This is a genomic window from Helicobacter pylori, assembly GCF_900120335.1.
In the GTDB taxonomy this organism is placed as follows: Bacteria; Campylobacterota; Campylobacteria; order Campylobacterales; family Helicobacteraceae; genus Helicobacter; species Helicobacter pylori_BU.
Map to the genome: position 1 here is coordinate 1,119,638 of NZ_LT635477.1, position 26,365 is coordinate 1,146,002.

The following is a 26,365-nucleotide window of genomic DNA, read 5'->3' on the forward strand; positions in this document are numbered from 1 at the left end:
CCTAAAACATGCTTAAAAGTTAGCGCATTTTAGGGGGTGTTTGATTTTTAGCCTGACTCATGAGATTCATCAAATCGCTAATACCCTTTTTATTGGTTAAGCGTTTCGCCATTTTGCTCGCTTGATCAAAGCGTTTGATGATGCGATTGATTTCAGACACTTCTAAGCCGCTCCCTAAAGCGATTCTTTTTCTTCGGCTGCCGTTTAAAATCTCGGGGTTTTCTCGCTCTTTTTTGGTCATGGAATTGACCATGGCCTTAATTTTTTTCACTTCTAAAGAGCTTTCTAAATCCGTGTCTTTTAGCGCGCTTGCCATGTTCCCTAAACCTGGAATCATAGAGATCAGAGAACTCATAGAGCCTAATTTTTTCACTTTTTCAATTTGGTTTAAAAAATCGTTGAAAGTGAATTGCCCTTTTTTGAGCTTTTTGCTTAAATCTTTGGCTTCATTAGGGTTTAAAACGCTGGCGGTTTTTTCAGCGAGCGAGATAATATCTCCAGCCCCCATCAAACGCCCCACAATCCTTTCAGGCACAAACACATCTAAATCAGGGATTTTTTCCCCGCTCCCAATAAAACGCAAGGGTAGGCCCAATTGGTAAGTGATACCCAAGGCGATACCCCCTTTAGAATCGCTATCAAATTTGCTTAACACCACCCCGCTCACGCCTATTTCTTCATTAAAGGTGTTCGCGCTTTTGACCCCATCTTGCCCGCTCAACGCGTCTGCGACATACAGCACTTCATGGGGGTTTAAGACTTCTTTAACTTCCTTTAATTCTTGCATAAGCTCTTTATCAATCGCTAAACGCCCCGCGCTATCCACGAGTAAAACATCAAATTGCGCTTCTTTAGCCCTTTTTAAAGCGTTGTTGGCGATTTCTTTCACGCTTTTATTTTCTTCATGAAAAACTTCCACGCCCACCTGTTCGCCCAAAACCTTTAATTGCTCCACCGCTGCTAGGCGTTGCAAATCGCATGCGCATAAAAGCACTTTTTTATTTTTGGTTTTGAGATAGTGGGCGAGTTTAGCGGTGGTGGTTGTCTTACCGCTCCCTTGCAAACCTGCCATTAAAACCACGGTGGGGGGCGTTTGAGCGAAAGTGAAACCACTGCTCCCTTTAGCGCTTAAGATTTCTAACAAACTCTTTTCTAAAGCGTCTAAAAATTGCTGCTTACCAATACCGCTCGTTTTAGTTTGGCTTTCCACCTTTTTGAGCAATTCTCTAGCCACTTTATGATGCACATCGTTTTTTAAAAGCGTTTTTTTCAATTCATCTAACGCCCTGTCTAGCGCTTTTTCATCATCTTGAAAGCGGATTTTATTGAGCGCGTTTTTAAACCCATCGCTTAACGCTTGAAACATTTTCTATCCTTTGATTATGGTTGTTCTAACAAATCCAATTCTTGTTGGATCTTACCCTCTTTTTCTAAAAGCGTTTTTAAGCTCTCTTTGGCTTTTTCTAGCACGCTTTTAGGCGCGTTTTTGACAAAATTTTCATTGTGCAAATTGAGTTTTAGTTTTTCTTTTTCCAGTTTTTCTAGCTGCTTTTTTAAACGCGCAACAAGCGGGCTTAAATCAAGATTTTCTAAATCCGCATAAGTTTGGCAAAATTCCCCCACATCGCTCACGCTTTTTAAAGGCTTATAAGTGATCACGCTGACTTTTTCCAACCTCGCTAATTTTTGGGCGTAAGTTTGCAAACGCTCTGTGTTCTCTATGGCTTCCCTTAATCCCACGCTCGCTTCTTTTAAAACAATCGGTGGGGTTTCTAGCATGATTTTCAAACGCCTTAAAGACACGATGCAATCCTTAATCACTTCAAATTCATGCTCTAGTTTTTCATCTCGCGCCAAATCTTTAGGGTAAGGCATGACCATAATAGAATGAGCGTTTTCTAGATCCGTGTTACTGAGCTTGTGGTATAAAGATTCGCTGATAAAGGGCATGAAAGGGTGCAAGAGTTTTAAAGCTTCTTTTAACACGCTCCCTAACTCGTCTATCGCTTCATTTTCCACTTTAGAAAATTCAATGAACCAATCGCAAAATTCCCCCCACAAAAAGCGGTATAACAAAGTCGTGGCGTCATTAAAACGATAGTTATCTAAAGCGTTACGAACCTCTTTAGTAACAAGATTCAAGCGCGATTTCGCATAACGCCCCAAAGCCGTTTGGTATTCGTTCAAACGCTCTTTATCTTTGAAAGATTCTTGTTTGAGCTTCAAGTAACTCGCCGCATTGAAAATCTTGTTGGCGAAATTCTTGTTATTTTCTAAATGCGTAGTAGAAAGCTTAATGTCCCTACCCGTAGCGCACAAATTGGCTAAAGTGAAACGCAAGCTATCCGCGCCGTATTTTTCTATCATCTCTAAAGGATCGATCACATTACCTTTAGATTTGCTCATTTTTTCGCCCTTTTCATCCCTAACCAAGGCGTGCAAGTAAATGTCTTTAAAGGGCAATTCGCCTAAAAGCGACTCGCTGCAAAAGAGCATTCTGGCCACCCAAAAAAAGAGGATGTCAAACCCGGTAATGAGCGTGGTGTTAGGGTAGAAATCTTTCAAATCGCTTTCATTAAACAAACCGCTTTTTTCTTGCCCCCACCCTAGAGTAGAGAACGCCCATAGCCCTGAACTAAACCATGTGTCTAGCACATCTTTATCTTGCTCCAGTTTTTCACTCTTACAAGTAGGGCAATTTAAAGGAGTGTCTAGGCTTACAAACTGGTGGTTATTCTCGCAAGTGAATACCGGTATTTGATGCCCCCAAAACAATTGCCTGCTGATACACCAAGGGCGTAATTCCCTCATCCAAGCGTTATAATTATTGATCCAATTAGAAGGGTAAAATCGCGCTAAACCTTGTTGGATTTTTTCAATAGAACTTTGAGCGATTTCAGGCTTGACAAACCATTGTTTAGACACATAAGGCTCTACCACGTTATGGCAACGATAGCAATGCCCCACTTGATGCGTGTGCTCTTCTATTTTTTCCAATAAGGCGTTTTCTTTTAATCTTTCTACGACCTTATCTCTGGCTTTTAATCGTTCTAAACTTTCAAACTCCCCGCAACGCGCGTTTAAAATCCCCTTTTCATCAAAGATTTTAATCGTTTCTAAATGGTGGCGTTTGCCCACTTCGTAATCGTTAAAATCATGCCCAGGGGTAACTTTCACACACCCTGTGCCAAACTCCATTTCCACATGCAAATCAGCGATAATAGGGATTGTGCGATTGATTAAAGGCAAGATTACTTGTTGCCCCACTAAATGCTTGTACCTCTCATCATTAGGATTGACCATAATCGCGCTATCGCCAAACAAAGTTTCAGGGCGTGTGGTAGCCACCACTAAATAATCTTTTTGATTTTCTAAATAATATCTAATATAATACAATGCCCCCTTACGCTCTTCATACTCCACTTCAATATCGCTCAGCGCCCCATCTTTAGTGCACCAATTCACCATGTAATTATCTTGAACAATAAGGCCCTTTTCATACCATTTCAAAAACGCTAATTTAACCGCTCTTTGCAAACCCTTATCCATCGTGAAACGAGTCCTAGAAAAGGCCGCGCTCACGCCTAAATGCTTCATTTGCTCTAAAATCGCTCCCCCGCTCTTTTCTTTCCACTCCCACACTTTTTTAATGAACTCTTCACGCCCTAAATCTTCTTTTTTAATCCCTTGATTTAGAAGTTGCTTTTCTACCACATTTTGAGTCGCAATGCCGGCGTGATCCAACCCTGGCTGATACAAAGTCTTATACCCGTCCATGCGCTTATAGCGCGCTAAAATATCTTGCAAGCTTAAAGTTAAAGCATGCCCTATGTGTAAGATGCCGGTCACATTAGGAGGGGGCATCATCAAGCAAAATCGTTTGCCTTTTTCTTGAATTTTTTCATTGCCATCAATTTCAAAATACCCCCTGTGAGAGCAAATTTCATAAATCTTTTTTTCTATTTCTTTTGGCTGGTAGGTGGTGGGTTCTTGTTTCATTATTATTATTATCCTAAAATAGAGCGTTCTTTCAAAAATGGTTGGTTTTTGGAACGCCTTTTGCTTTTACGCTTTTGATTGTTGCGTATTTTTTTAAAATTATACAACAAAGCATTTAAATTAAAAAGGATAGTCCAGTGAATTACTTTTTAAAAGCCCCTATTTTAGGGTTTGAGCATATCAATGAAGTGCGTTTAGAAAAAATTGATTCCTTATTCAGCCGATTGGTCAGTCAAACGAACTCGCCCATGGCGTTGGATATGGTTTTAGTGAATCCCTATTGTTTGAGAGAATACAGCTTTGTGATACCCAAATACATAGAATTACTGCTAGAATTAGATTCTCATTCCAAAGTTGAGGTGTATTGCGTGGTCGTGTTGCAAAAAAATTTAGAAGATTCTATGGTTAATTTCTTAGCTCCCTTAGTGTTTAATTCCAAAAATGGCTTTGGCGCTCAAGTGGCTCTTTCTATGATGGATTATCCGGATTTTGGCTTTAGGGATCCTTTAAAAAGCTTTGTGGTTAAAGAAAGAGAACGAGCTTAAGGGTTTTAGCATGAAATTCGCTCTTACAGGGGGAGGCACAGGGGGGCATCTCTCTATCGCTAAAGCCTTAGCCATAGAATTAGAAAAGCAAGGCATAGAGGCTATTTATTTAGGCTCCACTTACGGGCAAGATAGAGAATGGTTTGAAAATAGCCCCCTATTTAGCGAACGCTATTTTTTCAACACGCAAGGCGTGGTCAATAAAAGCTTTTTTAAAAAAATAGGCTCTTTATTCTTGCAAGCTAAAGCCGCTTTTAAGGCTAAAGAAATTTTAAAAAAACACCAGATCACGCACACCATTAGCGTGGGAGGTTTTAGCGCAGGGCCGGCGAGTTTTGCAAGCTTGCTTAATAAAATACCCCTTTATATCCATGAGCAAAATGCGATTAAAGGCTCTCTTAACCGCTATCTTTCCCCTAAAGCTAAGGCGGTGTTTTCAAGCTACGCGTTTAAAGATAAAGGCCATCATGTTTTAACCTCCTATCCCGTGCAAAACGTTTTTTTTGATTTCGCTAGGACTCGAACTGAAATCAAACATATCTTATTTTTAGGCGGTTCGCAAGGGGCAAAAGCGATCAACGAATTTGCCCTATTAAACGCTCCTAAACTCACCAAACAAGGGATTAAAATCACGCACATTTGCGGCTCAGACGCTCATGAAAAAATGCGTTTTTTTTACCAGGAATTAGGGCTGTTAGACAAGGTAGAATTGTTCGCTTTCCATACCAATATTATAGAAGTCATGTGCCAAGCGGATTTGTGCGTGAGCAGAGCGGGTGCTAGCAGCGTGTGGGAGTTGTGCGCCAATGGCTTACCCACGATTTTTATCCCCTACCCTTTTGCGAGCAATAACCACCAGTATTACAATGTCTTAGAATTTGAAAAAGAAAATTTGTGTTATGTTGCGCCGCAAAATGAATTGTTACCCAAAAAGCTCTTTGAAGTGATAAGAAAACTCAACCAAAAAGACGATCAAGGCAATAAAAACCTAACCACTATCAGCGCTAAATTGCAACAAAAGATCGCTAAAGACGGCGCAAAAACCATCATTGAAACGATCTTAAGCGCCTAAAATAGCCCATTTTAATCAACAATTAAGCGACTAACAATTAAACTTAAGCGATAAATAAGATAAAATTTAGGATAGCTCAAATCTTTATAAAAAGAAAAGGATAACCCCTTGCAAAACTTTGTTTTTAATAAAAAATGGCTCATCTCTTCTAGCCTACTCCCCTTATTTTTTCTTAACCCTTTAATGGCAGAAGATGATGGGTTTTTTATGGGGGTGAGTTATCAAACTTCTTTGGCCATTCAAAGGGTGGATAACTCAGGGCTTAACGCCAGTCAAGCCGCATCCACTTATATCCGCCAAAACGCTATCGCTTTAGAATCTGCGGCAGTGCCTTTAGCCTATTATTTAGAAGCGATGGGGCAACAAACGAGAGTTTTAATGCAAATGCTCTGCCCTGATCCTTCCAAACGCTGTTTGCTCTATGCAGGGGGCTATCAAAACGGGCAAAATAATAACGGCAATACAGGCAACAACCCCCCAAGAGGCAATGTCAATGCCACCTTTGATATGCAATCTCTAGTCAATAATTTAGACAAGCTCACCCAACTCATCGGCGAGACTTTAATCCGTAACCCTGAAAACCTTTCTAACGCCAAAGTCTTTAACGTCAAATTTGGCAATCAAAGCACTGTTATTGCTTTACCTGAGGGTCTAGCCAATGTCATGAACGCTTTAAACGATGATATTACCAACGCTTTAACCACGCTCTGGTATAACCAAACCTTAACGAATAAATCTTTTAGCACCCCTAATGGCAGTCCTGTGAGTTTTAGCCCCGAAGTGTTGCAACACCTTTTACAAGACGGGTTAGCCACAAGCAACAATAATCAAACCATTTGCAGCACTCAAAACCAATGCACCGCTACTAATGAGGCTAATTCTATCGCTCAAAACGCCCAAAACATCTTCCAAGCTTTAATGCAAGCAGGGATTTTAGGAGGCTTAGCCAATGAAAAACAATTTGGCTTCACTTACAACAAAGCCCCTAATGGCAGTAATTCCCAACAAGGCTATCAAAGCTTTAGCGGCCCGGGCTATTACACTAAAAACGGCGCTAATGGCACTACCCAAGCGCCCCTAAAAGACTTACCCGCTGGAGCGACAGTAGGATCAGGCAATGGCCAATACACCTACCACCCCAGCTCGGCGGTCTATTATTTAGCCGATAGCATCATCGCTAATGGAATCACCGCTTCCATGATTTTTTCAGGCATGCAAAATTTCGCCAACAAAGCCGCTAGACTGACAGGCACTTCAAGCTATAGCCAAATGCAAGATACGATCAACTATGGGGAAAGCTTGCTCAATAACACCGTAGCGTATGGGGATTTCATCACCAATTGGGTCGCCCCCTATTTGGATTTAAACAATAAAGGTTTGAATTTCTTGCCTAGTTATGGGGGGCAATTGAATGGCACTAATAGTCAAACCCCACAAAATACTTTAACCCCACAACAAGCCCAACAAGAGCAAAAAGTGATCATGAACCAACTAGAGCAAGCCACAAACGCCCCCACCCCCGCGCAAATAGACAAGATCTTAGCCAACCCCTATTCCCCCACGGCAAAAACTTTAATGGCTTATGGGCTTTATCGCTCTAAAGAAGTGATTCATGGGGTGATTGATGAAATGCAAACTAAAGTGAATCAAGTCTATCAAATGGGCTTTGCCAGGAATTTTTTAGAGCATAACTCTAATTCTAATAACATGAACGGCTTTGGCGTGAAAATAGGCTATAAGCAATTCTTTGGCAAAAAACGCATGTTTGGGCTTAGGTATTATGGCTTTTATGATTTTGGTTACGCTCAATTTGGCACAGAATCTTCTTTAGTGAAAGCCACCCTCTCTAGCTATGGAGCAGGCACAGACTTTCTTTATAACGTTTTCACGAGAAAAAGAGGGACTGAAGCGATAGATATAGGTTTTTTTGCCGGTATCCAACTGGCAGGGCAAACCTGGAAAACGAATTTTTTAGATCAAGTGGATGGCAACCATCTTAAGCCTAAGGACACTTCTTTCCAATTCCTTTTTGATTTAGGCATAAGGACTAATTTTTCCAAAATCCAAAATCAAAGAAGATCCCGTTTTTCTCAAGGGATAGAATTTGGCCTTAAAATACCGGTGCTTTATCACACCTATTACCAATCAGAAGGCGTTACAGCGAAGTATAGAAGAGCCTTTAGTTTTTATGTGGGCTACAACATAGGCTTTTGATTAAACAAAATAAGGGAAAAATATGATAAAAAAAGCTAGAAAATTCATACCATTCTTTTTAATTGGCTCTCTCTTAGCTGAAGACAATGGCTGGTATATGTCTGTAGGCTATCAAATCGGTGGCACGCAACAATTCATCAATAACAAACAACTTTTAGAAAATCAAAATATCATCAACAGCGTAACCCAAAACGCGATCAATATTGCAGGGCCTACCACCGGCCTTATCACTTTAAGCTCTCAAAGCGTCATTGACGCTTTAGGCTATGGCGTGAGTAACACCGTGGGCAACCAATTAGAGGGCATTTCTAATATCCTAAATCAAATTGGCAAAAGAAAAGACTTTTATTCTAGCCGTCAAATCTCTAGCATTTCCCAGCAAATCATAGGGCTTAAAGGAAACTCTGATCCCTTAAAAGCCCACTCTTCACAAATCACAGCCAAACTCCTTTCCAACACCCAGAGCGCGTTTGATCAGGGCATCGCGCTAAGCACTAGCATCATTAGCTCTATCAATAGCCTTAATCCCAGCAACAACACCAAAGAAGTCAAAGCCCAGCTCCAAAACACCGTGCAATCCATGGCGGAATTATTGCAACAAATTGAAAACAGCATCACTAAAACCACTAGCACCACTTATGCGCAATCCTTGCTCACCAATCTAACCGATGCGGTGAACGCTTCTAGCAATAATACCGCTTATGTGAGCGCTCTTGTTAACGCTTTAAACACTTTAGGGGTGGGGGTTTTCCCCACCACAACCACAACGCATGTGGTGTTAAACCCACCGGGACAAATCGTATTCTATCCGGCTAATTCCATTTTAGGCTCTACTTCTTCAAACAGCAACAACCAACAACAATACAACAACACCCTTTTAATGAACACTTTACAAGGGACATTAAGCGCTAATAACCAAATTAACCCCAATGGTTGCGCCAATCAAGTCCAATGTTTGGAGCAATTCATCCAAAATTTAAACCCTTTAACCGTAACCCCCACTTCAAACAACCAAGCCAACCAGCAAGTCCAAGCCATTGCTCAAAAGCTTCAAAGCATCGCTATCAACGCTTTAGACAACAATGCGATCAACAACACCACTTACAACCTAAACAACTTGCACAACGCTTTGAATTTCCAAGCCTATGAAAGCACGATAACACAATACAATAACGCTTTAAATCAAATTTCTTGGATCAGTTTTAGCGAGCCTAAAAACCTGCTCAAAAACACTTCCAACAACTACCAAATCGGCACCGTTACTAACACTCAAGGGCAAAATATCAGCGCCTATGATTGCATGACGGCTACTGGAAGCCTTTCTAGCGATGCTTCTAGCGGGATTTCATGCTCAGCCACAAGCTCTGCAAGCTCCACAAATGGCTCTACAAACAGCTTTGACAATTCTTTAGTCGCTACCTCCAAAGTCCAAACCATAGGGGGCAAAGAGCAGATCGGCGTGAATTCTTTCAACTTGGTTTCTCAAGTGTGGAGCGTTTATAACTCTTTAAAAACTTCAGAAGAAAATTTGCAAAAAAACGCCAAGATATTATGCGCTAATGGATCATCATCCGGGACAAGCTCATGCGGCAACTCTGGGGGTTTGAGTATCAGCGGGAACGCCCAATTGCAAAACATTTTAAGCTCTACTAATGGGACTAGTGCTACCACTCAAGCTAAAAGCAACGCTCCCAAACTGAAAGCGATGGTGGTTGTGAATAATGAAGAAGAAGTTAAAACGGCCAATTTAGCCCAAAATAGCGGGGCGACCACACAATCTCCTAGCAGCACGGTAGTGGGAGCTTTAAACACCGTATTGCAAAATGTCAATAATTTCCAACAAAACATTCAAAGCGCTTTTCAAAATCAAAAATCCAATATTGAAGCTTGGGCGAACGCGCTTTATAACACTAGTAACCCTAATGGGAGTCAATCGCAAAATTTAACTGCTAGCAATAACCAAGATTTACGCATCCAATTGAGAGCGAATTTCTACCAGCTCATCAATACCATTAACCAGCAAGTGCCTACAGACATGAGCGCTTTAATCGCTCAAAGCCAACAAACCCAACAAACAAGCGGGGCAACAAATAACAATCCATGCGCAAATGGAATGAATGGGAGTAATAATACCAACTGGTGCTATCAGCAATGGTCCGATTCTAAGGCTTATTACAGCGGGTTGCAAAGCGCTTTAGGGTACACGACAAGCGCAACAACTCAAAGCGGCAATGGCATAAACAATACCACCTACAACGTCCAACAAATCACGCTCACTAGCGGTGGTTTGCTCAATCAAATCATCACAAATCTTAAGGGCGTTAATGGTAATGGTGGAAATAATGGGGGAAGCAGTGGAGGCGGAAATGGCACCAGTCAAATCACCACAGCCTACCAGATGCTCACAGACGCCAGTGATGGGAAATTAGGGACTTATAATAGTAGCGGTAATAGTGGCAGTAACAACGGCTATCAAACATGCACCAATGGGAGCAACGGGGCGAGTGGGAGCAATTGCTACACCCCCAACAAACAAAGCACCACAAGCGCCACTACCGCAAACACCGCCACCACAACCGACAGCAATTTACAAAAAGTCTATAATGACGCCCAAAAAATAGCCGACATTATCGCTAGCTCTGGGAATAATAAAGGCGTTGAGAACGGCTTAAAACAATTCTTTGAAGCCTTAAAAAGTAATAGTAGCAGTCTCAGTAATTTGTGTAGTGGTAGTAGCGGTAGTAATGGTAGTAGTAATTGCTCCGGTGGGCTTATCAACCTTTTAGGGGCAATCCCCACCAATGGGGTGAGCGATACGAATAATTTAATCCATTTGCTCACCGAATTTATTAAGACCGCCGGGTTTATCCAAAATAATGATAATAGTGTATCTTCTAGTCTTACAAGCGCTTTTCAAGCCATTACGAGCGCTATTTCTCAAGGGTTTCAAGCCTTACAAAACGATATTAGCCCTAATGCGATTTTAACCCTGCTTCAAGAAATCACTTCTAACACCACCACCATTCAGTCATTCTCGCAAACCTTACGGCAGCTTTTAGGGGATAAAACCTTCTTTATGGTGCAACAAAAACTCATTGATGCGATGATTAACGCCAGAAATCAGGTTCAAAACGCGCAAAATCAAGCCAATAACTACGGCTCTCAACCCATTTTAAGCCAGTATGCGGCCTCTAAAAGCACCCAACACGGCATGAGCAACGGCTTAGGGGTTGGCATAGGCTATAAATACTTCTTTGGTAAGGCTAGGAAATTGGGCCTTAGGCATTATTTTTTCTTTGATTACGGCTTTAGTGAAATCGGTCTAGCCAATCAAAGCGTGAAAGCGAATATCTTTGCTTATGGGGTAGGCACGGATTTTTTATGGAACTTGTTCAGGAGGACTTACAACACTAAAGCGTTGAATTTTGGGTTGTTTGCTGGGGTCCAACTAGGCGGCGCAACTTGGCTTAGCTCTTTAAGGCAACAAATCATTGACAATTGGGGGAACGCCAATGACATCCATTCAACGAATTTTCAAGTGGCGCTGAATTTTGGGGTGCGCACCAACTTTGCGGAATTCAAGCGTTTCGCTAAGAAATTCCACAATCAAGGGGTTATCAGTCAAAAGAGCGTGGAATTTGGGATTAAAGTGCCTCTCATCAATCAAGCGTATTTGAGTAGCGCCGGGGCTGATGTGAGCTACAGGAGGCTTTATACTTTCTATATCAATTACATCATGGGTTTTTAAAAGGGGCGCGTTATGGAAATCTTGCAGTTTGTCGGCTATGGGAACATGGCTCAAGCGATTTTAGAAGGCTCTCATGAAATTTTATCCAGGCGTTTTATTTTAGAAATCACCGGAAGAAACCCTGAAAAAATCGCTCCCTTTTTACAAGAAAAAAACATTCAAGCCCAAATCGTGCCTTATAAAGACGCTATTGATATACACCAAAAATTCGTGTTTTTATTGTTTAAGCCTTATAACCTTAAGGATTTTAATTATCAAGGGCAGGCTAAAAGCGTTTTGAGCGCTTTAGCTGGCGTAAATTTTGAAGCTTTAAGCAATGCGATTAATTCTTTACATTACTTAAAATGCATGCCTAATATTGCGAGCAAATTCGCCCTTTCTTCTACGGCGGTGTGTGAAAAATCGGTTGCGCCTTCAATAAGCGAGAAAGCTTTGAGTATTATTGAGAGTTTTGGGAATTGCGTGCGAGTGGGAAACGAAGAGCAGGTGGATGCCAGTATAGCGACCAATGGGAGCGCGCTCGCTTTTTTAAGCTTGGTAGCGAGCGGTTTGAAAGATGCTGGTATTAGAGAGGGCTTGAGCGCTAGAGATTCTTTAGAATTAGTGGAAATGAGTTTTAAAGGCTTTGCCAAGCTGTTAGAAAAAGAACGCCCTGAGGTGATTATAGAGCAAATTTGCACCCCTAAAGGCGCAACGATTGAAGGCTTGAGCGTTTTAGAAAAAAAGGGGGTTAGGGGAGCGTTCATCAAAGCATGTCATGAAAGCGTGAAAAAAATACGCCCCCTAAAGAATTGCACTCTTAAAAAATAAGCGCGATGCATTTAGACAGGCAGAGTTTAGAAAAAGCCAAGCATTTGATCCAAAGCGGTCTGATTGATACCATAGAAGTAGGCACAATCAAGGGCTTGCAAGAAATCCATCGGTTTTTGTTTGAAGGTCTGTATGAATTTGCCGGGAAAATCAGGGATAAAAATATCTCTAAAGGGAATTTCAGGTTCGCTAATTGCTTGTATTTGGATTTGATTTTACCCAGAATTGAGAGCATGCCGCAAAGCAATTTCAATCAAATCATAGAAAAATATGTGGAAATGAATATCGCCCACCCTTTTTTGGAGGGTAATGGCAGAGCCACAAGGATATGGCTTGATTTGTTGCTTAAAAAGGAATTGAAAAAAATCGTACTTTGGGATAGGATTGATAAAGCCGCTTATTTGAGCGCGATGGAGAGAAGCCCTGTGAATGATTTGGAAATCAAAACGCTTTTAAAAAAGCATTTGAGTTCTAATATTAACGATCCCTTAACTTTCATTAAAGGCATCACGCAGTCGTATTACTATGAAGGGCTTTGAAAAAATACTAAAATCATTTTTTATAATCCAATACGAAAGAGTTTGACGCTAGTCAAGAGATAGTTTTTTATAATGCGATCTTAGGGGATTAGTGGGATTTAGTTGGGGGGTTGCAGGAGGAAATGTTTTACCTCCTATCCCCCTTTACTATAAAATAAAATTTAAAATATAAGACAAAATAATTAAAGCCCCATTTTAAAAGAAATTAAAAGCTTTATTTGTCAGTATTAGAGCAGATTTAACACTCTTGTGTCCGTTCAATCAAACTCAAAGGCAAGTCAAAAGCCTTAATGAGTTCGCCCTCTTTTTGGCGTTGTTCGCCCTTATCTTTTTCATGGTCATAGCCCAGCAAGTGCAACACCCCATGAATGAATAAAAGAGCGATCTCATCTTCTAAGCTATGCCCTAATTTCAGGGCGTTTTCTTGGGCTAACGGCGCATTAATGACCACGCTCCCTAAAGGGGTATGAGAAATCGCTTCTAAAGGGAAGCTCAAAACATCAGTGGCGTAATCGCAGTCCCTTAAATCCCTATTGATCTCTCGCATGGTTTCATCGCTCACCAAAACAAGCTCAATGATTTGAGTGGGGGCTAAAAAATTTGCGATTTTTTCTAACAATAAAAAATCCAATTCTAGTGGGGTTTGGTTGTCTATTTCTAGCATTAAAAATATAAAAAGAAGTTTTAAAAAGCCCTAAATTCTAGGGCTTTTAAAGATTAAGCGAAAGAACCTTTAATTTGTTCTACCCATTTTGAAATTCTTCCGTCCGTCAAATCATCTTGATTGTCTTCATCAATCACTAGACCCACGAATTTACCGCCTTCTACCGCTTTAGAAGCTTCAAAATGATAACCATCAGTGGGAGTTTGCCCCACCACTTTACCGGCTTTCGCTTTTTCATAAATGTGGAAAATGCCTTCTGCGAAAGTTTCGCTGTAAGTGTCTTGATCGCCTAAGCCCACAAGCCCAATGGTTTTATTCGCAAAGTCGCTCGATTCTAGCGTGCCTAAAAAGTCTTCCCAATCCGTTTGCAAATCACCAGCACCCGCTGTTGGAGCGACTAGAATAACCTTTGTAAAGCTATTGAATTGCTCTTTAGAAGCTTTAGCCACATCAATCACTTCGGCATTACCAATAGCCTTGCTGATTTTTTCGGCAATGGCTTCAGCGTTCCCGCTATCTGTCCCAAAAAAGATACCAATTTTTCCCATGTTCTCAATCCTTATTTTTAAGATATTAACGCACCCGCTTTCATGCGAATGCTTGTGGGTGTAGTCTAGCGCATTTAATTAAAAATCTTGCTTAAAAACCCATTTTACGCGAATATCGTTTCAATAAAAACCATATTAAAAGCGCTATCAGAACAAAACTTATGACAAAAAACGAAGTGTAATGAGAAAGCCTTTCATACAGCGTTTTCACCCAATCGCTCGCTTGAAAAGAAACGCTCCCCACGATTAACGCCCACAAAAAACTGGATAAAACATTAAGCCATAAAAACCTTTTTAAAGGGTATTTGCTAAAACCAACCGCCAAAGGCACAACGCTTTTAACCCCATACAAATATTTATTGACAAAAATCATTAAAAAAGCGTAGCGTTTCACCCACAAACTCGCTAAAGCGAGCTTTCTTCGGTGCTTATGAAAATACTTTAAAAACTCTCTTTTTTGATAGCGGGCAAAGACCACAAGAGCCCCACTCCCTATTAAATTCCCTAAAAAAGCGACAAGAATGGTTATTTTTATATCCAAAGCGTGCGTGGTGGCGCTCAAAATGGAAGCGATGACAATCCCCACATACCCACCCCCCAAAGAATACAAAAACAAAATAAGATAACCCCACTCCTTAAAGCCCTCTTGAAAACGCAACAACGCTTCTTGCATAAAAACCCTCTTTTTAGTTTTCTCATTTTCATGTTATCCAAACTTATTCAACCTATTGGTGATTTAAACGCTATCTTTTAGTATAATGATAGGGTTATCCTAATAACCTAAAAGATAAAGAGATGAATACAGAAATTTTAACCATCATGTTAGTTGTCTCCGTGCTTATGGGATTGGTAGGCTTAATAGCGTTTTTATGGGGGGTTAAAAGCGGTCAGTTTGACGATGAAAAACGCATGCTTGAAAGCGTGTTGTATGATAGCGCGAGCGATTTGAACGAAGCGATTTTACAAGAAAAACGCCAAGACCCCAAAAATTAAAAAAAATAAAAATAAAAAGGATAGAAAATGAGTCAAGAAATTTTAGATGTGTTGATAGTGGGCGCAGGGCCTGGGGGCATTGCCACAGCGATAGAATGCGAAATAGCCGGCGTTAAAAAAGTGCTTTTATGCGAAAAAACCGAAAGCCATTCAGGCATGTTGGAAAAGTTTTATAAAGCCGGTAAAAGGATTGATAAAGATTATAAAAAGCAAGTCGTAGAGCTTAAGGGGCATATCCCTTTTAAAGACAGCTTTAAAGAAGAGACTTTAGAAAATTTCACTAACCTTTTAAAAGAGCATCACATCACGCCAAGCTATAAAACCGATATTGAAAGCGTGAAAAAAGAGGGCGAGCTGTTTAAAGTTACCACCACTTCTAATACAACCTATCATGCTAAATTTGTGGTGGTTGCGATCGGGAAAATGGGCCAGCCAAACCGCCCCACTGCTTATAAAATCCCTGTTGCGCTCTCCAAACAAGTGGTTTTTAGCATCAATGATTGCAAGGAAAATGAAAAAACCCTTGTGATCGGCGGAGGCAACTCAGCGGTGGAATACGCCATCGCTTTGTGTAAAACCACCCCCACCACCCTCAATTACCGCAAAAAAGAATTCAGCCGCATCAATGAAGACAACGCTAAAAACTTGCAAGAAGTCCTAGATGATAACACGCTTAAAAGCAAGCTTGGAGTGGATATTGAAAGCCTAGAAGAAGATAACACTCAAATCAAGGTTAATTTCACCGATAACACGAGCGAGAGTTTTGATCGCTTGCTGTATGCGATCGGTGGCTCTACTCCCTTAGAGTTTTTCAAACGCTGTTCTTTAGAGCTGGATTCTAGCACCAATATCCCTGTGGTGAAGGAAAATTTAGAGAGCAACAATATCCCTAATTTGTTCATCGTGGGCGATATTTTATTCAAATCAGGGGCGAGCATCGCTACCGCGCTCAATCATGGCTATGATGTCGCTTTAGAAATCGCTAAAAGGTTGCACTCTTAAAGCCGCTCACTCATCAAACGGCTTAGCCTTATACAAAAAGAAAAAGAGGATTAGAAGCGTTAGGGCAAAGTGCATGGTGATAATAGTTAGGGGCGAAAAGTAACGCAGTTCCAAACTACTAAGCGATAAAACTAATACAGAAACCACGCGCACACAGCTTGATGAAAGCGATGAGAGCGAGGAAATGTTGTTTTTAGAAACGAATTTGGAGAATTGATAGTTTAAGCAATAACTCATGTAAGTGAAAAACGCCACCATGAGCGCATACACCCCTATGAAACAATAAGGGATATTGCTAAGCAACAAGGGGCTAACGCCTAGCAATACCACAAGCGAACTTAAGGCGATTTTTTGGCTGTAATTTGAAGCTTTTAAAAAATGAATGAGGATAGAAATCACTTGAAAAGCGATATAAAATATAAAAAGGTATTGCTCTTTAACGCCTTGTTTTAAAAAATACGCTTGCCACATTTGGAAATGGCTCATAAAAAAGATAGGCGTGATCAAATGCCCCGCTAACAAAATTTTAAGTTTGGGGTTGTCTTTAAGTTCTTTAAGGCTACCTTTGACTTGCTCTTTAAGGAGTTTCAGGCTTTTTTGGCTTTTAAAATCCGCTTCTTTTTCTTTAAAATAAAACACGATCGTTAGTGCGCAGAGCATGATTAGAAAAATCCCCATGATATACAGCATCGCATGGATTTTGAGATACAAAAACGATCCCAAAGAACTCCCTATAATCATGCCTAAATAAGTAATTTGATTGTTTTTGGCTAAAAACCGGGACAAATCCTTTTTATTTTCTTTAATGTCCGTGATGAGTGAAGCTTCAATCGTGCCGCTAGAGCATGCGCTATACAAACCATACAACCCCCACGCTAAAAGCATGAGGATAAAACTATCAAAAAACAGCACAAACGAAAAACTAGCGATTAAAAAGATATTAGAAACCAGGAATAGGTTTTTCCGGCTCATCAAATCCGCTAAAACACCGCTCGGGTATTCAGCCACTAGCACGCAAAAACTGAAAAAGGTTTGCACGAGCAAGATTTCACTCAAACTAAGCCCTTTAGAAAGCAACAAGGGGGTTAAAATCGCATGGGGCAAGCTTTGAGCGATGATTAAGAGAAAATTCGCCCCATAGTAAGCTAAAATGTTTTTTCTTAACATTTGAAAATTATAATTAAAACTAGCTTATAATACAGCGTTATATCTTTTAATTGAAGGGGTATTGATGCTAACCCAATTAAAAACTTATCCAAAATTACTCAAACATTATGAAGAAATTAAAGAAGCGCACATGCGCGATTGGTTTTCTAAAGACAAAGAGCGAGCGAGCCGTTATTTCGTGCAATTGGAAAGCTTGAGCTTGGATTATTCCAAAAACCGCCTGAACGATACCACTTTAAAGCTTCTTTTTGAATTGGCGAACGATTGCTCTTTAAAAGAAAAGATTGAAGCGATGTTTAAGGGCGAAAAAATCAACACCACCGAAAAAAGGGCCGTTTTACACACCGCCTTAAGAAGCTTGAATGACGCAGAAATCTTACTAGACAACATGGAAGTGTTAAAAAGTGTTCGGAGCGTTTTAAAACGCATGCGAGCCTTTAGCGATAGCGTGAGGAGCGGTAAAAGATTAGGCTATACCAATCAAGTGATCACTGATATTGTCAATATCGGTATTGGGGGGTCAGATTTGGGCGCTTTAATGGTTTGCACCGCTCTAAAACGCTACGGCCACCCGAGATTAAAAATGCATTTTGTGTCTAATGTGGATGGCACGCAGATTTTAGACGTTTTGGAAAAAATCAATCCGGCCAGCACGCTTTTTATCGTGGCTTCCAAGACTTTTTCCACTCAAGAAACCTTAACCAACGCCCTAACCGCTAGAAAATGGTTTGTAGAAAGGAGTGGCGATGAAAAGCATATCGCTAAGCACTTTGTAGCGGTATCCACCAATAAAGAAGCCGTGCAACAATTTGGCATTGACGAGCATAACATGTTTGAATTTTGGGATTTTGTAGGGGGGCGTTATAGCTTGTGGTCGGCCATTGGCTTATCCATTATGATCTATTTAGGGAAGAAAAATTTTAACGCTCTTTTGAAAGGGGCGTATTTGATGGATGAGCATTTTAGAAACGCCCCTTTTGAAAGCAATTTACCCGTTTTAATGGGATTAATCGGCGTGTGGTATATCAATTTTTTCCAATCCAAAAGCCACTTGATCGCCCCTTACGATCAGTATTTAAGGCATTTCCCTAAATTCATTCAGCAATTGGATATGGAAAGCAATGGCAAACGCATCAGCAAAAAAGGCGAAATCATCCCCTATGACACATGCCCTGTTGTTTGGGGCGATATGGGCATTAACGCTCAGCACGCTTTTTTCCAGCTCTTGCATCAAGGCACGCATTTAATCCCCATTGATTTTATCGCCTCTTTGGATAAAAAACCTAACGCTAAAGGCCACCATGAGATTTTATTCAGCAATGTTTTAGCGCAAGCGCAAGCCTTCATGAAAGGCAAAAGCTATGAAGAAGCGCTTGGGGAATTGCTTTCTAAAGGTTTAGACAAAGATGAAGCCAAAGACTTGGCCCACCACAGGGTGTTTTTTGGCAACCGCCCCTCTAATATCCTTTTATTAGAAAAGATTTCACCAAGCAATATTGGGGCGTTGGTGGCTCTTTATGAGCATAAGGTCTTTGTGCAAGGGGTCATTTGGGATATTAACAGCTTTGATCAATGGGGCGTGGAGCTTGGGAAAGAGTTAGCCGTGCCGATTTTACAAGAATTAGAAGGGCATAAAAGCAACGCTTATTTTGACAGCTCCACTAAGCACTTAATAGAATTGTATAAGAATTATAACCAATAGGTTTTTTTGCGGCAAAGTGAAACCTAAAAACAATGGAGCGAAGCTTAACCCCATTCTCAAGCGATCCATTCAAAATCATCCGTTAATCGTAACGGATTTTAGCGCCATATATTAGCCATTTGAGTTTAAAGGGAGTAAATTTTCTACAAATTAATCGTTTTTAGCTTTTAAAAGCTTGACTTTCTCATCATACGCATTATTTTACATATTATAATTACTTCAAAGCTAAGAATAATAAAAACTAAAGAATAGATTTATCTTTAAAAGCATTTGCATTTATCAATCTCATTTTAGGAGGCATGCATGAAAAAGGCAAGTCAGGTTTTATTCTTTGGAGCGTTTTTAAGCACTTCTTTACAAGGTTTTGAAGCTAAGCTCAATGGCTTTGTGGATCAATCCAGCACGATCGGTTTTAACCAGCATAAAATCAATAAAGAAAGAGGCATCTACCCTATGCAGCAATTCGCAACGATTGCGGGCTATTTAGGGCTTGGTTTTAGCCTGTTACCCAAAAAGGTTTCAGATCATGTTCTAAAAGGCAAAATAGGAGGCATGGTCGGATCTATTTTCTATGACGGCACGAAGAAGTTTGAAGACGGCTCTGTGGCTTACAACCTCTTTGGTTATTACGATGGGTTTATGGGGGGCTATACGAATATCTTACAAACCGATAGCCTTGAGACGCAGAACATGAAACACAACAAAAATGTCCGCAATTATGTCTTTAGCGACGCGTATTTAGAATACGCTTATAAGAATTATTTTGAAATAAAAGCCGGGCGCTATCTCTCCACTATGCCTTATAAAAGCGGTCAAACGCAAGGCTTTCAAGTTTCTGGGCAATACAAGCATGCGCGCTTGACTTGGTTTAGCTCATGGGGTAGGGCGTTTGCTTATGGTTCGTTTTTAATGGATTGGTTTGCCGCACGAACCACTTATAGCGGAGGCTTTACCAAAAACAATAATGGAGGTTATGATAGCCATGGGCGAAAGGTGCTTTATGGCACGCATGCGGTGCAACTCACCTATAAACCTCATCGTTTCCTCATAGAAGGCTTTTATTACCTTTCGCCTCAAATCTTTAACGCTCCGGGCGTTAAGATCGGCTGGGACTCTAACCCTAATTTTAGCGGCACAGGCTTTCGCTCTGATACAGCTATCATAGGGTTTTTCCCCATTTACTACCCTTGGATGATCGTTAAATCCAATGGAAGCCCGGTCTATAAATACGACACGCCAGCCACTCAAAACGGGCAAAATCTCATCATCCGCCAACGCTTTGACATCAACAATTACAATGTTTCCATCGCTTTTTATAAAGTCTTTCAAAACGCTAATGGTTGGATAGGCAACATGGGGAATCCAAGCGGTGTGATCATGGGGAGTAACAGCGTCTATGCGGGTTTTACAGGCACAGCCCTTAAAAGAGACGCCGCTACCATTCTCCTTTCTTGTGGCGGCACTCATTTTGCCAAAAAATTCACATGGAAATTCGCCACGCAATATTCCAATTCAGTGGTCTCTTGGGAAGCGAGAGCGATGATCTCTTTAGGCTATAAATTCACTGAATATTTGAGCGGTAGCGTGGATCTTGCGTATTATGGCGTGCACACTAACAAAGGCTTTAAACCGGGTGAAAACGGGCCTGTACCTAAAGACTTCCCCGCCCTTTATTCTGACAGGAGCGCGTTATACACGGCTCTAGTAGCATCATTTTGATGCTACCCTATGATTATGGTAGGCGTCATTTTGATGCTACCCTATGATTATGGTAGGCTTCATTTTGATGCTGTCTCCTACGATATGATAGGCGTTTTTTAACGCTGTTTCTCTCTAATCTCTATATGTAAAATTTCTTTTCAAGAAAAAGCCCTTTTTAAATCATACCCGTTAAGTAAAATACAAGTTCATTTTTAATTTAAAGCAAGCGATAGCCTTTTAAGAACCTAAGCAGAAACCCCAAGCATCTTTAGTGTTTGCACACTTCACGAACAGGGTCAAACTTTTTTTATGGATTTAAAGGGGGGTTAAAACCCCTTTTTTATTCAAGCGGCTTTGATATAGGGCGTTTCAGCCAGCGGCGGGTAAATTTGATTTTTAAAATAAGCGTTTGAGCAAATCCTAACGCTCACTATTAAAACTAATAGCGCCACAAGCATGAAAAACACGCACAAAATCGCATCAATAGCGTGGTTAAAAAAGGATTTTTGGAGTGTTTTTAGCGCTTTTTCATCGGTAGTAATAGCCATTTTTTCTTTGATGATTTGCATTTGCGCCACATGGGAAACATTATTCAGCACGCTATCATTACTCTTTGGCACCACCTTTAAAATACCGCTATAAAAAGTGATGGATAAAATCAAAACTGCTGGTAAGGCGCTTATCATCGCCCCCTTAAAACGCCCCATTTTAAACAACACCACCGTAACCAACAACAACGCCATGCCCGCTAACATCTGATTGCTCACGCCAAATAAAGGCCATAGCGTATAAATCCCTCCTTTAGGATCGATCGTGCCTTGATACAAGAAATACCCCCACCCTGCCACGCACAAAAGAGTGGCAAAAATCCCAGCCTTATAAGAGCTAAGATCGCCCAAAGGTTTATAAACGTTACCGAGCAAATCTTGGATCATAAAGCGAGCGGTTCGTGTGCCAGCATCCACAGCGGTTAAAATGAACAAAGCTTCAAACAAGATCGCAAAATGATACCAAAACGCCATCACGCTTGGATCCCCTAAAATGTGATACACGATCATCGCTAAACCGATCGCAAAAGTGGGCGCCCCACCGGTGCGGCTCAAAATGGAGCTTTCGCCGATGTTTTTGGTCATCTCACTGATTTCTTCAGCGCTGATATTAAACCCCCATGAGCTAATCACCGAAGCCGCATCAGCTATATCTTTACCGATGCTCACTTCTGGGGAATTGATAGCGAAATAAAGCCCTGGGTGCAAGATCCCTGCGCACACCAACGCCATAAGAGCCACAACGCTCTCCATCACCATAGAGCCATAGCCCACTAGCCTTGCGTCGCTTTCTTTAGCGAGCATTTTAGGGGTCGTGCCTGAAGAAATTAAAGCATGAAAGCCGCTAATCGTCCCGCAAGCCACCGTGATAAACAAGAAAGGGAACACGCTTCCTGCAAACACAGGCCCACTGCCATCTACAAAGGGCGTGATTTTAGGGATTTGTAAAGGCGGAGCGACAAAAACAATAGCCACAACCAACACCCCTATAACGCCAATTTTTAAAAAAGTGCTTAAATAATCTCGTGGAGCGAGTAAAAACCATACCGGTAAAATAGAAGCCACAAACCCATAACCCATGATCATCCACGCTAAAGAACTGGCATCAAAGGTGAATATTGACGCTAATTTAGGATCTAAAGAAACATATTTACCCGCATAAATCGCTATAATCAATAGGATAAAGCCAATAACAGAAACTTCCAAAATCTTATGCGGCCTGAAAAACCGCATGTAAAGCCCCATAAGAATCGCAATGGGAATGGTCATAGCGATCGTAAAAAAGCCCCAAGGCGAATGCGCTAAAGCCTTCACCACCACCATCGCTAAAATCGCAATGATAATGAGCATGATCCCTAAAATACCAAGACTTGCGATCATGCCTACAAATTGACCCATTTCAAGTTTGATCATTTCGCCTAAAGACTTGCCATCGCGCCTAATGGAAGCAAAAAGCACCACAAAATCATGCACGCAACCCCCTAAAACCGAGCCTATCAAAATCCATAAGATAGAGGGCAAGTAACCCATTTGAGCGGCTAGTATCGGGCCTACTAAAGGGCCAGCCCCAGCAATAGCGGCGAAATGATGCCCAAAGGTGATGGCTTTATCGGTTGGCACAAAATCCTTGCCGTCATTCCTTATACATGCGGGCGTGGCTCTGCTATCGTCTAGCTTTAACACCCGATAAGCGATAAAATGGCTATAAAAACGATAGCCTATGCTATAAATGCAAGCGCTCGCTACTACAAGCCATAGCGTGTTAATGCTCTCGCCCTTGTGTAAGGCTAACACCCCTAAACAGATCGCCCCTAAAATAGCGACAAAAACCCAAGCCAAAGAAACTAAACTTTTTTGCATGTCCTCTCCATTTAATGATTGTTTAATCATTGTTGTTAATTTCAGCCAGTTTTTTTATTATAATCCAAATTTTCTTTGAATAGTGGCAAAATGGCTCATAAACTTCCCGCTTAAAGGCTTGGTTTTTCCAAACTTCTAACAATTGGGGCAAATGAGAGCTGTTTTTTAATGTGGTGCGTTAAGCGCCATTAATTTTAAGGTAAGCGTTATGGCATTAGATTGGGATTTTATGTTTCACTCCATCCCTATGTTTCTTAAGGGGTTAGAACTCACGCTTTATATTTCTTTCTTTGGGATTTTGCTCTCTCTTTTGGTGGGGTTTTTGTGCGCGATCATTTTGTATTTTAAAACGCGTTTTCTCTCTCCTGTTGCCTATATCTATGGCGAAATCGCTAGGAACACGCCCCTACTCATCCAGCTTTTCTTTTTGTATTACGGGTTGAATGAAATCGGTTTGAGCGCTTTAGAGTGCGCGATTTTAGCGTTAGGGTTTTTGGGTGGGGGGTATATGAGTCAAAGTTTTTTGCTTGGGTTTAAGAGCTTGGCTTCCATTCAAAGAGAAAGCGCTTTGAGTTTAGGGTTTGGCCCTTTGAAAATGATGTATTACATTATTTTACCTCAAAGCTTAAGCGTTTCCATGCCTTCCATAGGAGCGAATGTGATTTTTTTACTCAAAGAAACTTCGGTGGTGGGCGCGATAGCCCTAACCGATATTATGTTTGTGGCGAAAGATTTTATTGGCATTTATTACAAAACGACTGAAAGCCTGTTGATGTTAAGCCTCACTTATTTGATCGCTTTGCTCCCTTTGAGCGCTTTGTTTGTGATTTTAGAGCGTTCTTTTAAAAAGAAAGTGGCTTAAAATGGGAGTTTTATTAGAGTTAGACAATCTCAAGCGTTTGTTAGAAGGGTTTGAAACCACCCTTTTAATCGCTCTTAGCTCTGCGATTGTTTCAATCGTTGTTGGAATGCTTTTAGGGAGCTTGATGGCGTTTGGCTCTAAAATAATGGTTTTGGCGTGTCGTGTGTATTTAGAAAGCATTCGCATCATCCCGCTTTTAGCATGGCTGTTTATCGTGTATTTCGGGTTAGCGAGCTGGTTTGATTTGCATATCAGCGCGGTTTTAGCGAGCGTTATTGTTTTTAGTTTGTGGGGTGGCGCTGAAATGATGGATTTGACTAGAGGGGTTTTAACCTCCGTGAGCAAACACCAAGTAGAAAGCGCTCTAGCCTTAGGCTTAGATTCAAAAAAGGTGATTTTTAATATTATTTTCCCTCAAAGCTTTTTGTCTTTATTGCCCTCAAGCCTTAATTTATTCACGCGCATGATTAAAACCACAGCCTTAGTCTCTCTCATTGGAGCGATTGATTTGTTAAAAGTGGGCCAGCAAATCATAGAGCTTAACCTCTTACGCATGCCTAATGCGAGCTTTGTGGTTTATGGCGTTATCTTAATGTTTTACTTTGCTTTATGCTATAGTTTGAGCCTGTATAGTTCCTATTTAGAAAAAAAATTCCAATACATTAGAGGGTAAAATGAGCGCGATTTTAGAAACCAAAGGGTTAAAAAAAACCTATCAAAACCATTTGGTTTTAGACGGCATCAATTTCACTTTGAATAAGGGTGAAGTGGCAGTGATTTTAGGGCCTAGCGGGTGCGGGAAAAGCACTTTTTTAAAATGCCTAAACGGGCTTGAAAAGATTGATGAAGGTGAAATCCTTTTTGAAAACACTAACCTTAACACGCCAACCACTAACTGGAATCAAATGCGCCAAAAAATAGGCATGGTGTTTCAAAATTATGAATTGTTCCCGCATTTAAATGTGCTAGATAATATCTTACTCGCCCCCTTAAAGGTGCAAAAACGATCCAAAGATGAGGTTATTTCTCAAGCCACAGAGCTTTTAAAGCGAGTGGGTTTGGAGCATAAACAACAAGCTTACCCTAAAGAATTGAGCGGCGGGCAAAAACAGCGAGTAGCGATCGTGCGTTCTTTGTGCATGCGGCCAAAAATCATGCTTTTTGATGAAGTAACCGCCTCTTTAGACCCTGAAATGGTTAAAGAAGTTTTAGAAGTGATTTTAGAACTAGCCACAACGGGCATGAGCATGGTGATTGTAACGCATGAAATGAAATTCGCGCAAAAAATCGCTCATAAAATCGTGTTTTTTGATAGCGGTAAGATCGCTGAAGAAAACAGCGCCAAAGAGTTTTTTAACCACCCGAAATCTCAAAGAGCGCAAAAATTTTTAGAAACTTTCCACTTTTTAGGGAGCTGTTAAATAAAGTTTGCTAAAAAGATAGTTTTAATTTTAAAAAAGGTGGTTTTATGAAAACGAACGGGCTTTTTAAAATGTGGGGGCTATTTTTAGTTTTAATCGCTTTAGTCTTTAATGCATGCTCTGATAGCCATAAAGAAAAGAAGGATGCTTTAGAAGTCATTAAACAAAGGGGGGTTTTAAAGGTGGGGGTTTTTAGCGATAAGCCTCCTTTTGGCTCTGTGGATTCTAAAGGGAACTATCAAGGCTATGATGTAGTCATCGCTAAACGCATGGCTCTTGATTTATTGGGCGATGAAAATAAGATAGAGTTTATCCCTGTAGAAGCCTCAGCTAGGGTGGAATTTTTAAAAGCCAATAAAGTGGATATTATCATGGCTAATTTCACGCGCACTAAAGAAAGAGAAAAAGTCGTGGATTTCGCTAATCCGTATATGAAAGTCGCTTTAGGGGTGATTTCTAAAGATGGGGTCATTAAAAATATAGAAGAGTTGAAGGATAAAGAGTTGATTGTGAATAAAGGCACGACAGCGGATTTTTATTTCACTAAAAATTACCCCAATATCAAACTTTTGAAATTTGAACAAAACACAGAGACTTTTTTAGCCCTTTTAAACAATAAGGCTATCGCATTAGCCCATGATAACACTTTGTTGCTCGCTTGGGTGAAACAACACCCTGAATTTAAATTAGGCATTACAAGCCTTGGCGATAAGGATGTGATCGCTCCAGCGATTAAAAAAGGCAACCCTAAGCTTTTAGAGTGGTTGAATAACGAGATTGATTCCCTCATTTCTAGCGACTTTTTAAAAGAAGCTTATCAAGAGACTTTAGAGCCTGTTTATGGCGATGGAATCAAACCGGAAGAAATTATTTTTGAATGATTTCTTCTAGGCTTTTTTGGCTGAAAGCATGCGTTTTTGTTGCTAAGATTAGCGGTTTTGTGATCTTTTTGTTTTTAATTTTGAGATAT

At 40.7% G+C, this 26,365-nt stretch carries 21 protein-coding genes; 14 read left to right on the forward strand and 7 right to left on the reverse strand.

Going from position 1 to position 26,365, the window contains the following annotated elements:
• Window positions 1–19: 19 nt before the first annotated feature.
• Together ffh and valS are read right to left on the reverse strand one after the other, a co-directional pair.
• Complete coding sequence (gene ffh, locus CS889_RS05460; protein WP_089087073.1) at window positions 20–1,366, reverse strand: signal recognition particle protein; 1,347 nt, start codon at window positions 1,364–1,366, stop codon at window positions 20–22.
• Window positions 1,367–1,380: 14 nt separating this feature from the next.
• Entirely contained in the window at window positions 1,381–3,999 is a 2,619-nt protein-coding gene (gene valS, locus CS889_RS05465) for a valine--tRNA ligase (protein ID WP_172825122.1), read from the reverse strand.
• A gap of 137 nt (window positions 4,000–4,136) precedes the next feature.
• Here valS and fliW point away from each other — a divergent pair, with 137 nt between their 5' ends.
• From fliW to fic, 6 genes are all read left to right on the forward strand, one after another.
• Window positions 4,137–4,544 (forward strand): flagellar assembly protein FliW, encoded by a 408-nt coding sequence (gene fliW / locus CS889_RS05470; RefSeq protein WP_001105859.1) that lies wholly within the window; start codon window positions 4,137–4,139, stop codon window positions 4,542–4,544.
• 10 nt (window positions 4,545–4,554) lie between these two features.
• Window positions 4,555–5,616 (forward strand): undecaprenyldiphospho-muramoylpentapeptide beta-N-acetylglucosaminyltransferase, encoded by a 1,062-nt coding sequence (murG, locus tag CS889_RS05475; RefSeq protein ID WP_089087075.1) that lies wholly within the window; start codon window positions 4,555–4,557, stop codon window positions 5,614–5,616.
• A 108-nt stretch (window positions 5,617–5,724) separates the two neighbouring features.
• A complete protein-coding gene (gene hopI, locus CS889_RS05480; RefSeq protein ID WP_089087076.1) occupies window positions 5,725–7,830 on the forward strand; it encodes a Hop family outer membrane protein HopI in 2,106 nt (701 codons plus the stop codon).
• Window positions 7,831–7,852: 22 nt separating this feature from the next.
• The gene (gene hopL, locus CS889_RS05485) at window positions 7,853–11,578 is read left to right on the forward strand and encodes a Hop family outer membrane protein HopL (RefSeq protein WP_089087077.1); all 3,726 of its coding nucleotides are present in this window, start codon (window positions 7,853–7,855) and stop codon (window positions 11,576–11,578) included.
• Window positions 11,579–11,590: 12 nt separating this feature from the next.
• A complete protein-coding gene (gene proC, locus CS889_RS05490; protein ID WP_089087078.1) occupies window positions 11,591–12,388 on the forward strand; it encodes a pyrroline-5-carboxylate reductase in 798 nt (265 codons plus the stop codon).
• A gap of 5 nt (window positions 12,389–12,393) precedes the next feature.
• The gene (fic, locus tag CS889_RS05495) at window positions 12,394–12,927 is read left to right on the forward strand and encodes a protein adenylyltransferase Fic (RefSeq protein ID WP_000549910.1); all 534 of its coding nucleotides are present in this window, start codon (window positions 12,394–12,396) and stop codon (window positions 12,925–12,927) included.
• A gap of 238 nt (window positions 12,928–13,165) precedes the next feature.
• On the opposite strand, the gene ybeY is transcribed toward fic, so the two are convergent.
• The 3 genes from ybeY to CS889_RS05510 all read right to left on the reverse strand — a co-directional run bounded on the left by ybeY (window position 13,166) and on the right by CS889_RS05510 (window position 14,812).
• Entirely contained in the window at window positions 13,166–13,591 is a 426-nt protein-coding gene (ybeY, locus tag CS889_RS05500) for an rRNA maturation RNase YbeY (RefSeq protein WP_000889513.1), read from the reverse strand.
• A 53-nt stretch (window positions 13,592–13,644) separates the two neighbouring features.
• A complete protein-coding gene (locus tag CS889_RS05505; RefSeq protein ID WP_000516060.1) occupies window positions 13,645–14,139 on the reverse strand; it encodes a flavodoxin in 495 nt (164 codons plus the stop codon).
• 91 nt (window positions 14,140–14,230) lie between these two features.
• A complete protein-coding gene (locus CS889_RS05510) occupies window positions 14,231–14,812 on the reverse strand; it encodes a DedA family protein (RefSeq protein ID WP_089087079.1) in 582 nt (193 codons plus the stop codon).
• A gap of 122 nt (window positions 14,813–14,934) precedes the next feature.
• On the opposite strand from CS889_RS05510, the gene ccoS reads away from it, so the two are divergent.
• Together ccoS and CS889_RS05520 are read left to right on the forward strand one after the other, a co-directional pair.
• Complete coding sequence (gene ccoS / locus CS889_RS05515) at window positions 14,935–15,132, forward strand: cbb3-type cytochrome oxidase assembly protein CcoS (RefSeq protein ID WP_001090947.1); 198 nt, start codon at window positions 14,935–14,937, stop codon at window positions 15,130–15,132.
• Window positions 15,133–15,159: 27 nt separating this feature from the next.
• Entirely contained in the window at window positions 15,160–16,134 is a 975-nt protein-coding gene (locus tag CS889_RS05520) for an NAD(P)-binding domain-containing protein (protein ID WP_089087080.1), read from the forward strand.
• Between the two features lie 6 nt (window positions 16,135–16,140).
• Here the strand turns inward: CS889_RS05520 and CS889_RS05525 are convergent, their stop codons facing one another.
• The gene (locus tag CS889_RS05525; protein WP_089087081.1) at window positions 16,141–17,301 is read right to left on the reverse strand and encodes an HP1165 family MFS efflux transporter; all 1,161 of its coding nucleotides are present in this window, start codon (window positions 17,299–17,301) and stop codon (window positions 16,141–16,143) included.
• Between the two features lie 64 nt (window positions 17,302–17,365).
• Here CS889_RS05525 and pgi point away from each other — a divergent pair, with 64 nt between their 5' ends.
• On the forward strand, window positions 17,366–19,003 hold the full coding sequence (gene pgi, locus CS889_RS05530; RefSeq protein ID WP_000957620.1) for a glucose-6-phosphate isomerase: 1,638 nt from the start codon (window positions 17,366–17,368) through the stop codon (window positions 19,001–19,003).
• 303 nt (window positions 19,004–19,306) lie between these two features.
• Window positions 19,307–20,722 carry an outer membrane beta-barrel protein HofH gene (gene hofH / locus CS889_RS05535; RefSeq protein ID WP_089087082.1) on the forward strand — a complete coding sequence of 472 codons (1,416 nt, stop codon included), beginning with the start codon at window positions 19,307–19,309 and terminating at the stop codon, window positions 20,720–20,722.
• Between the two features lie 326 nt (window positions 20,723–21,048).
• Here the strand turns inward: hofH and CS889_RS05540 are convergent, their stop codons facing one another.
• On the reverse strand, window positions 21,049–23,142 hold the full coding sequence (locus tag CS889_RS05540; protein WP_172825123.1) for a carbon starvation CstA family protein: 2,094 nt from the start codon (window positions 23,140–23,142) through the stop codon (window positions 21,049–21,051).
• Between the two features lie 178 nt (window positions 23,143–23,320).
• Between CS889_RS05540 and CS889_RS05545 the strand changes: the two genes are divergently transcribed.
• From CS889_RS05545 to CS889_RS05560, 4 genes are read left to right on the forward strand one after another with little or no spacing between them, the layout of a single operon-like run.
• On the forward strand, window positions 23,321–23,974 hold the full coding sequence (locus CS889_RS05545; RefSeq protein WP_089087084.1) for an amino acid ABC transporter permease: 654 nt from the start codon (window positions 23,321–23,323) through the stop codon (window positions 23,972–23,974).
• A 1-nt stretch (window position 23,975) separates the two neighbouring features.
• Complete coding sequence (locus CS889_RS05550) at window positions 23,976–24,647, forward strand: amino acid ABC transporter permease (RefSeq protein WP_000538532.1); 672 nt, start codon at window positions 23,976–23,978, stop codon at window positions 24,645–24,647.
• A 1-nt stretch (window position 24,648) separates the two neighbouring features.
• Window positions 24,649–25,395 (forward strand): amino acid ABC transporter ATP-binding protein, encoded by a 747-nt coding sequence (locus CS889_RS05555; protein ID WP_089087085.1) that lies wholly within the window; start codon window positions 24,649–24,651, stop codon window positions 25,393–25,395.
• A gap of 47 nt (window positions 25,396–25,442) precedes the next feature.
• Window positions 25,443–26,276: a transporter substrate-binding domain-containing protein gene (locus tag CS889_RS05560; protein WP_089087086.1), complete on the forward strand. Its 834-nt coding sequence runs from the start codon at window positions 25,443–25,445 to the stop codon at window positions 26,274–26,276.
• Window positions 26,277–26,365 lie beyond the last annotated feature (89 nt).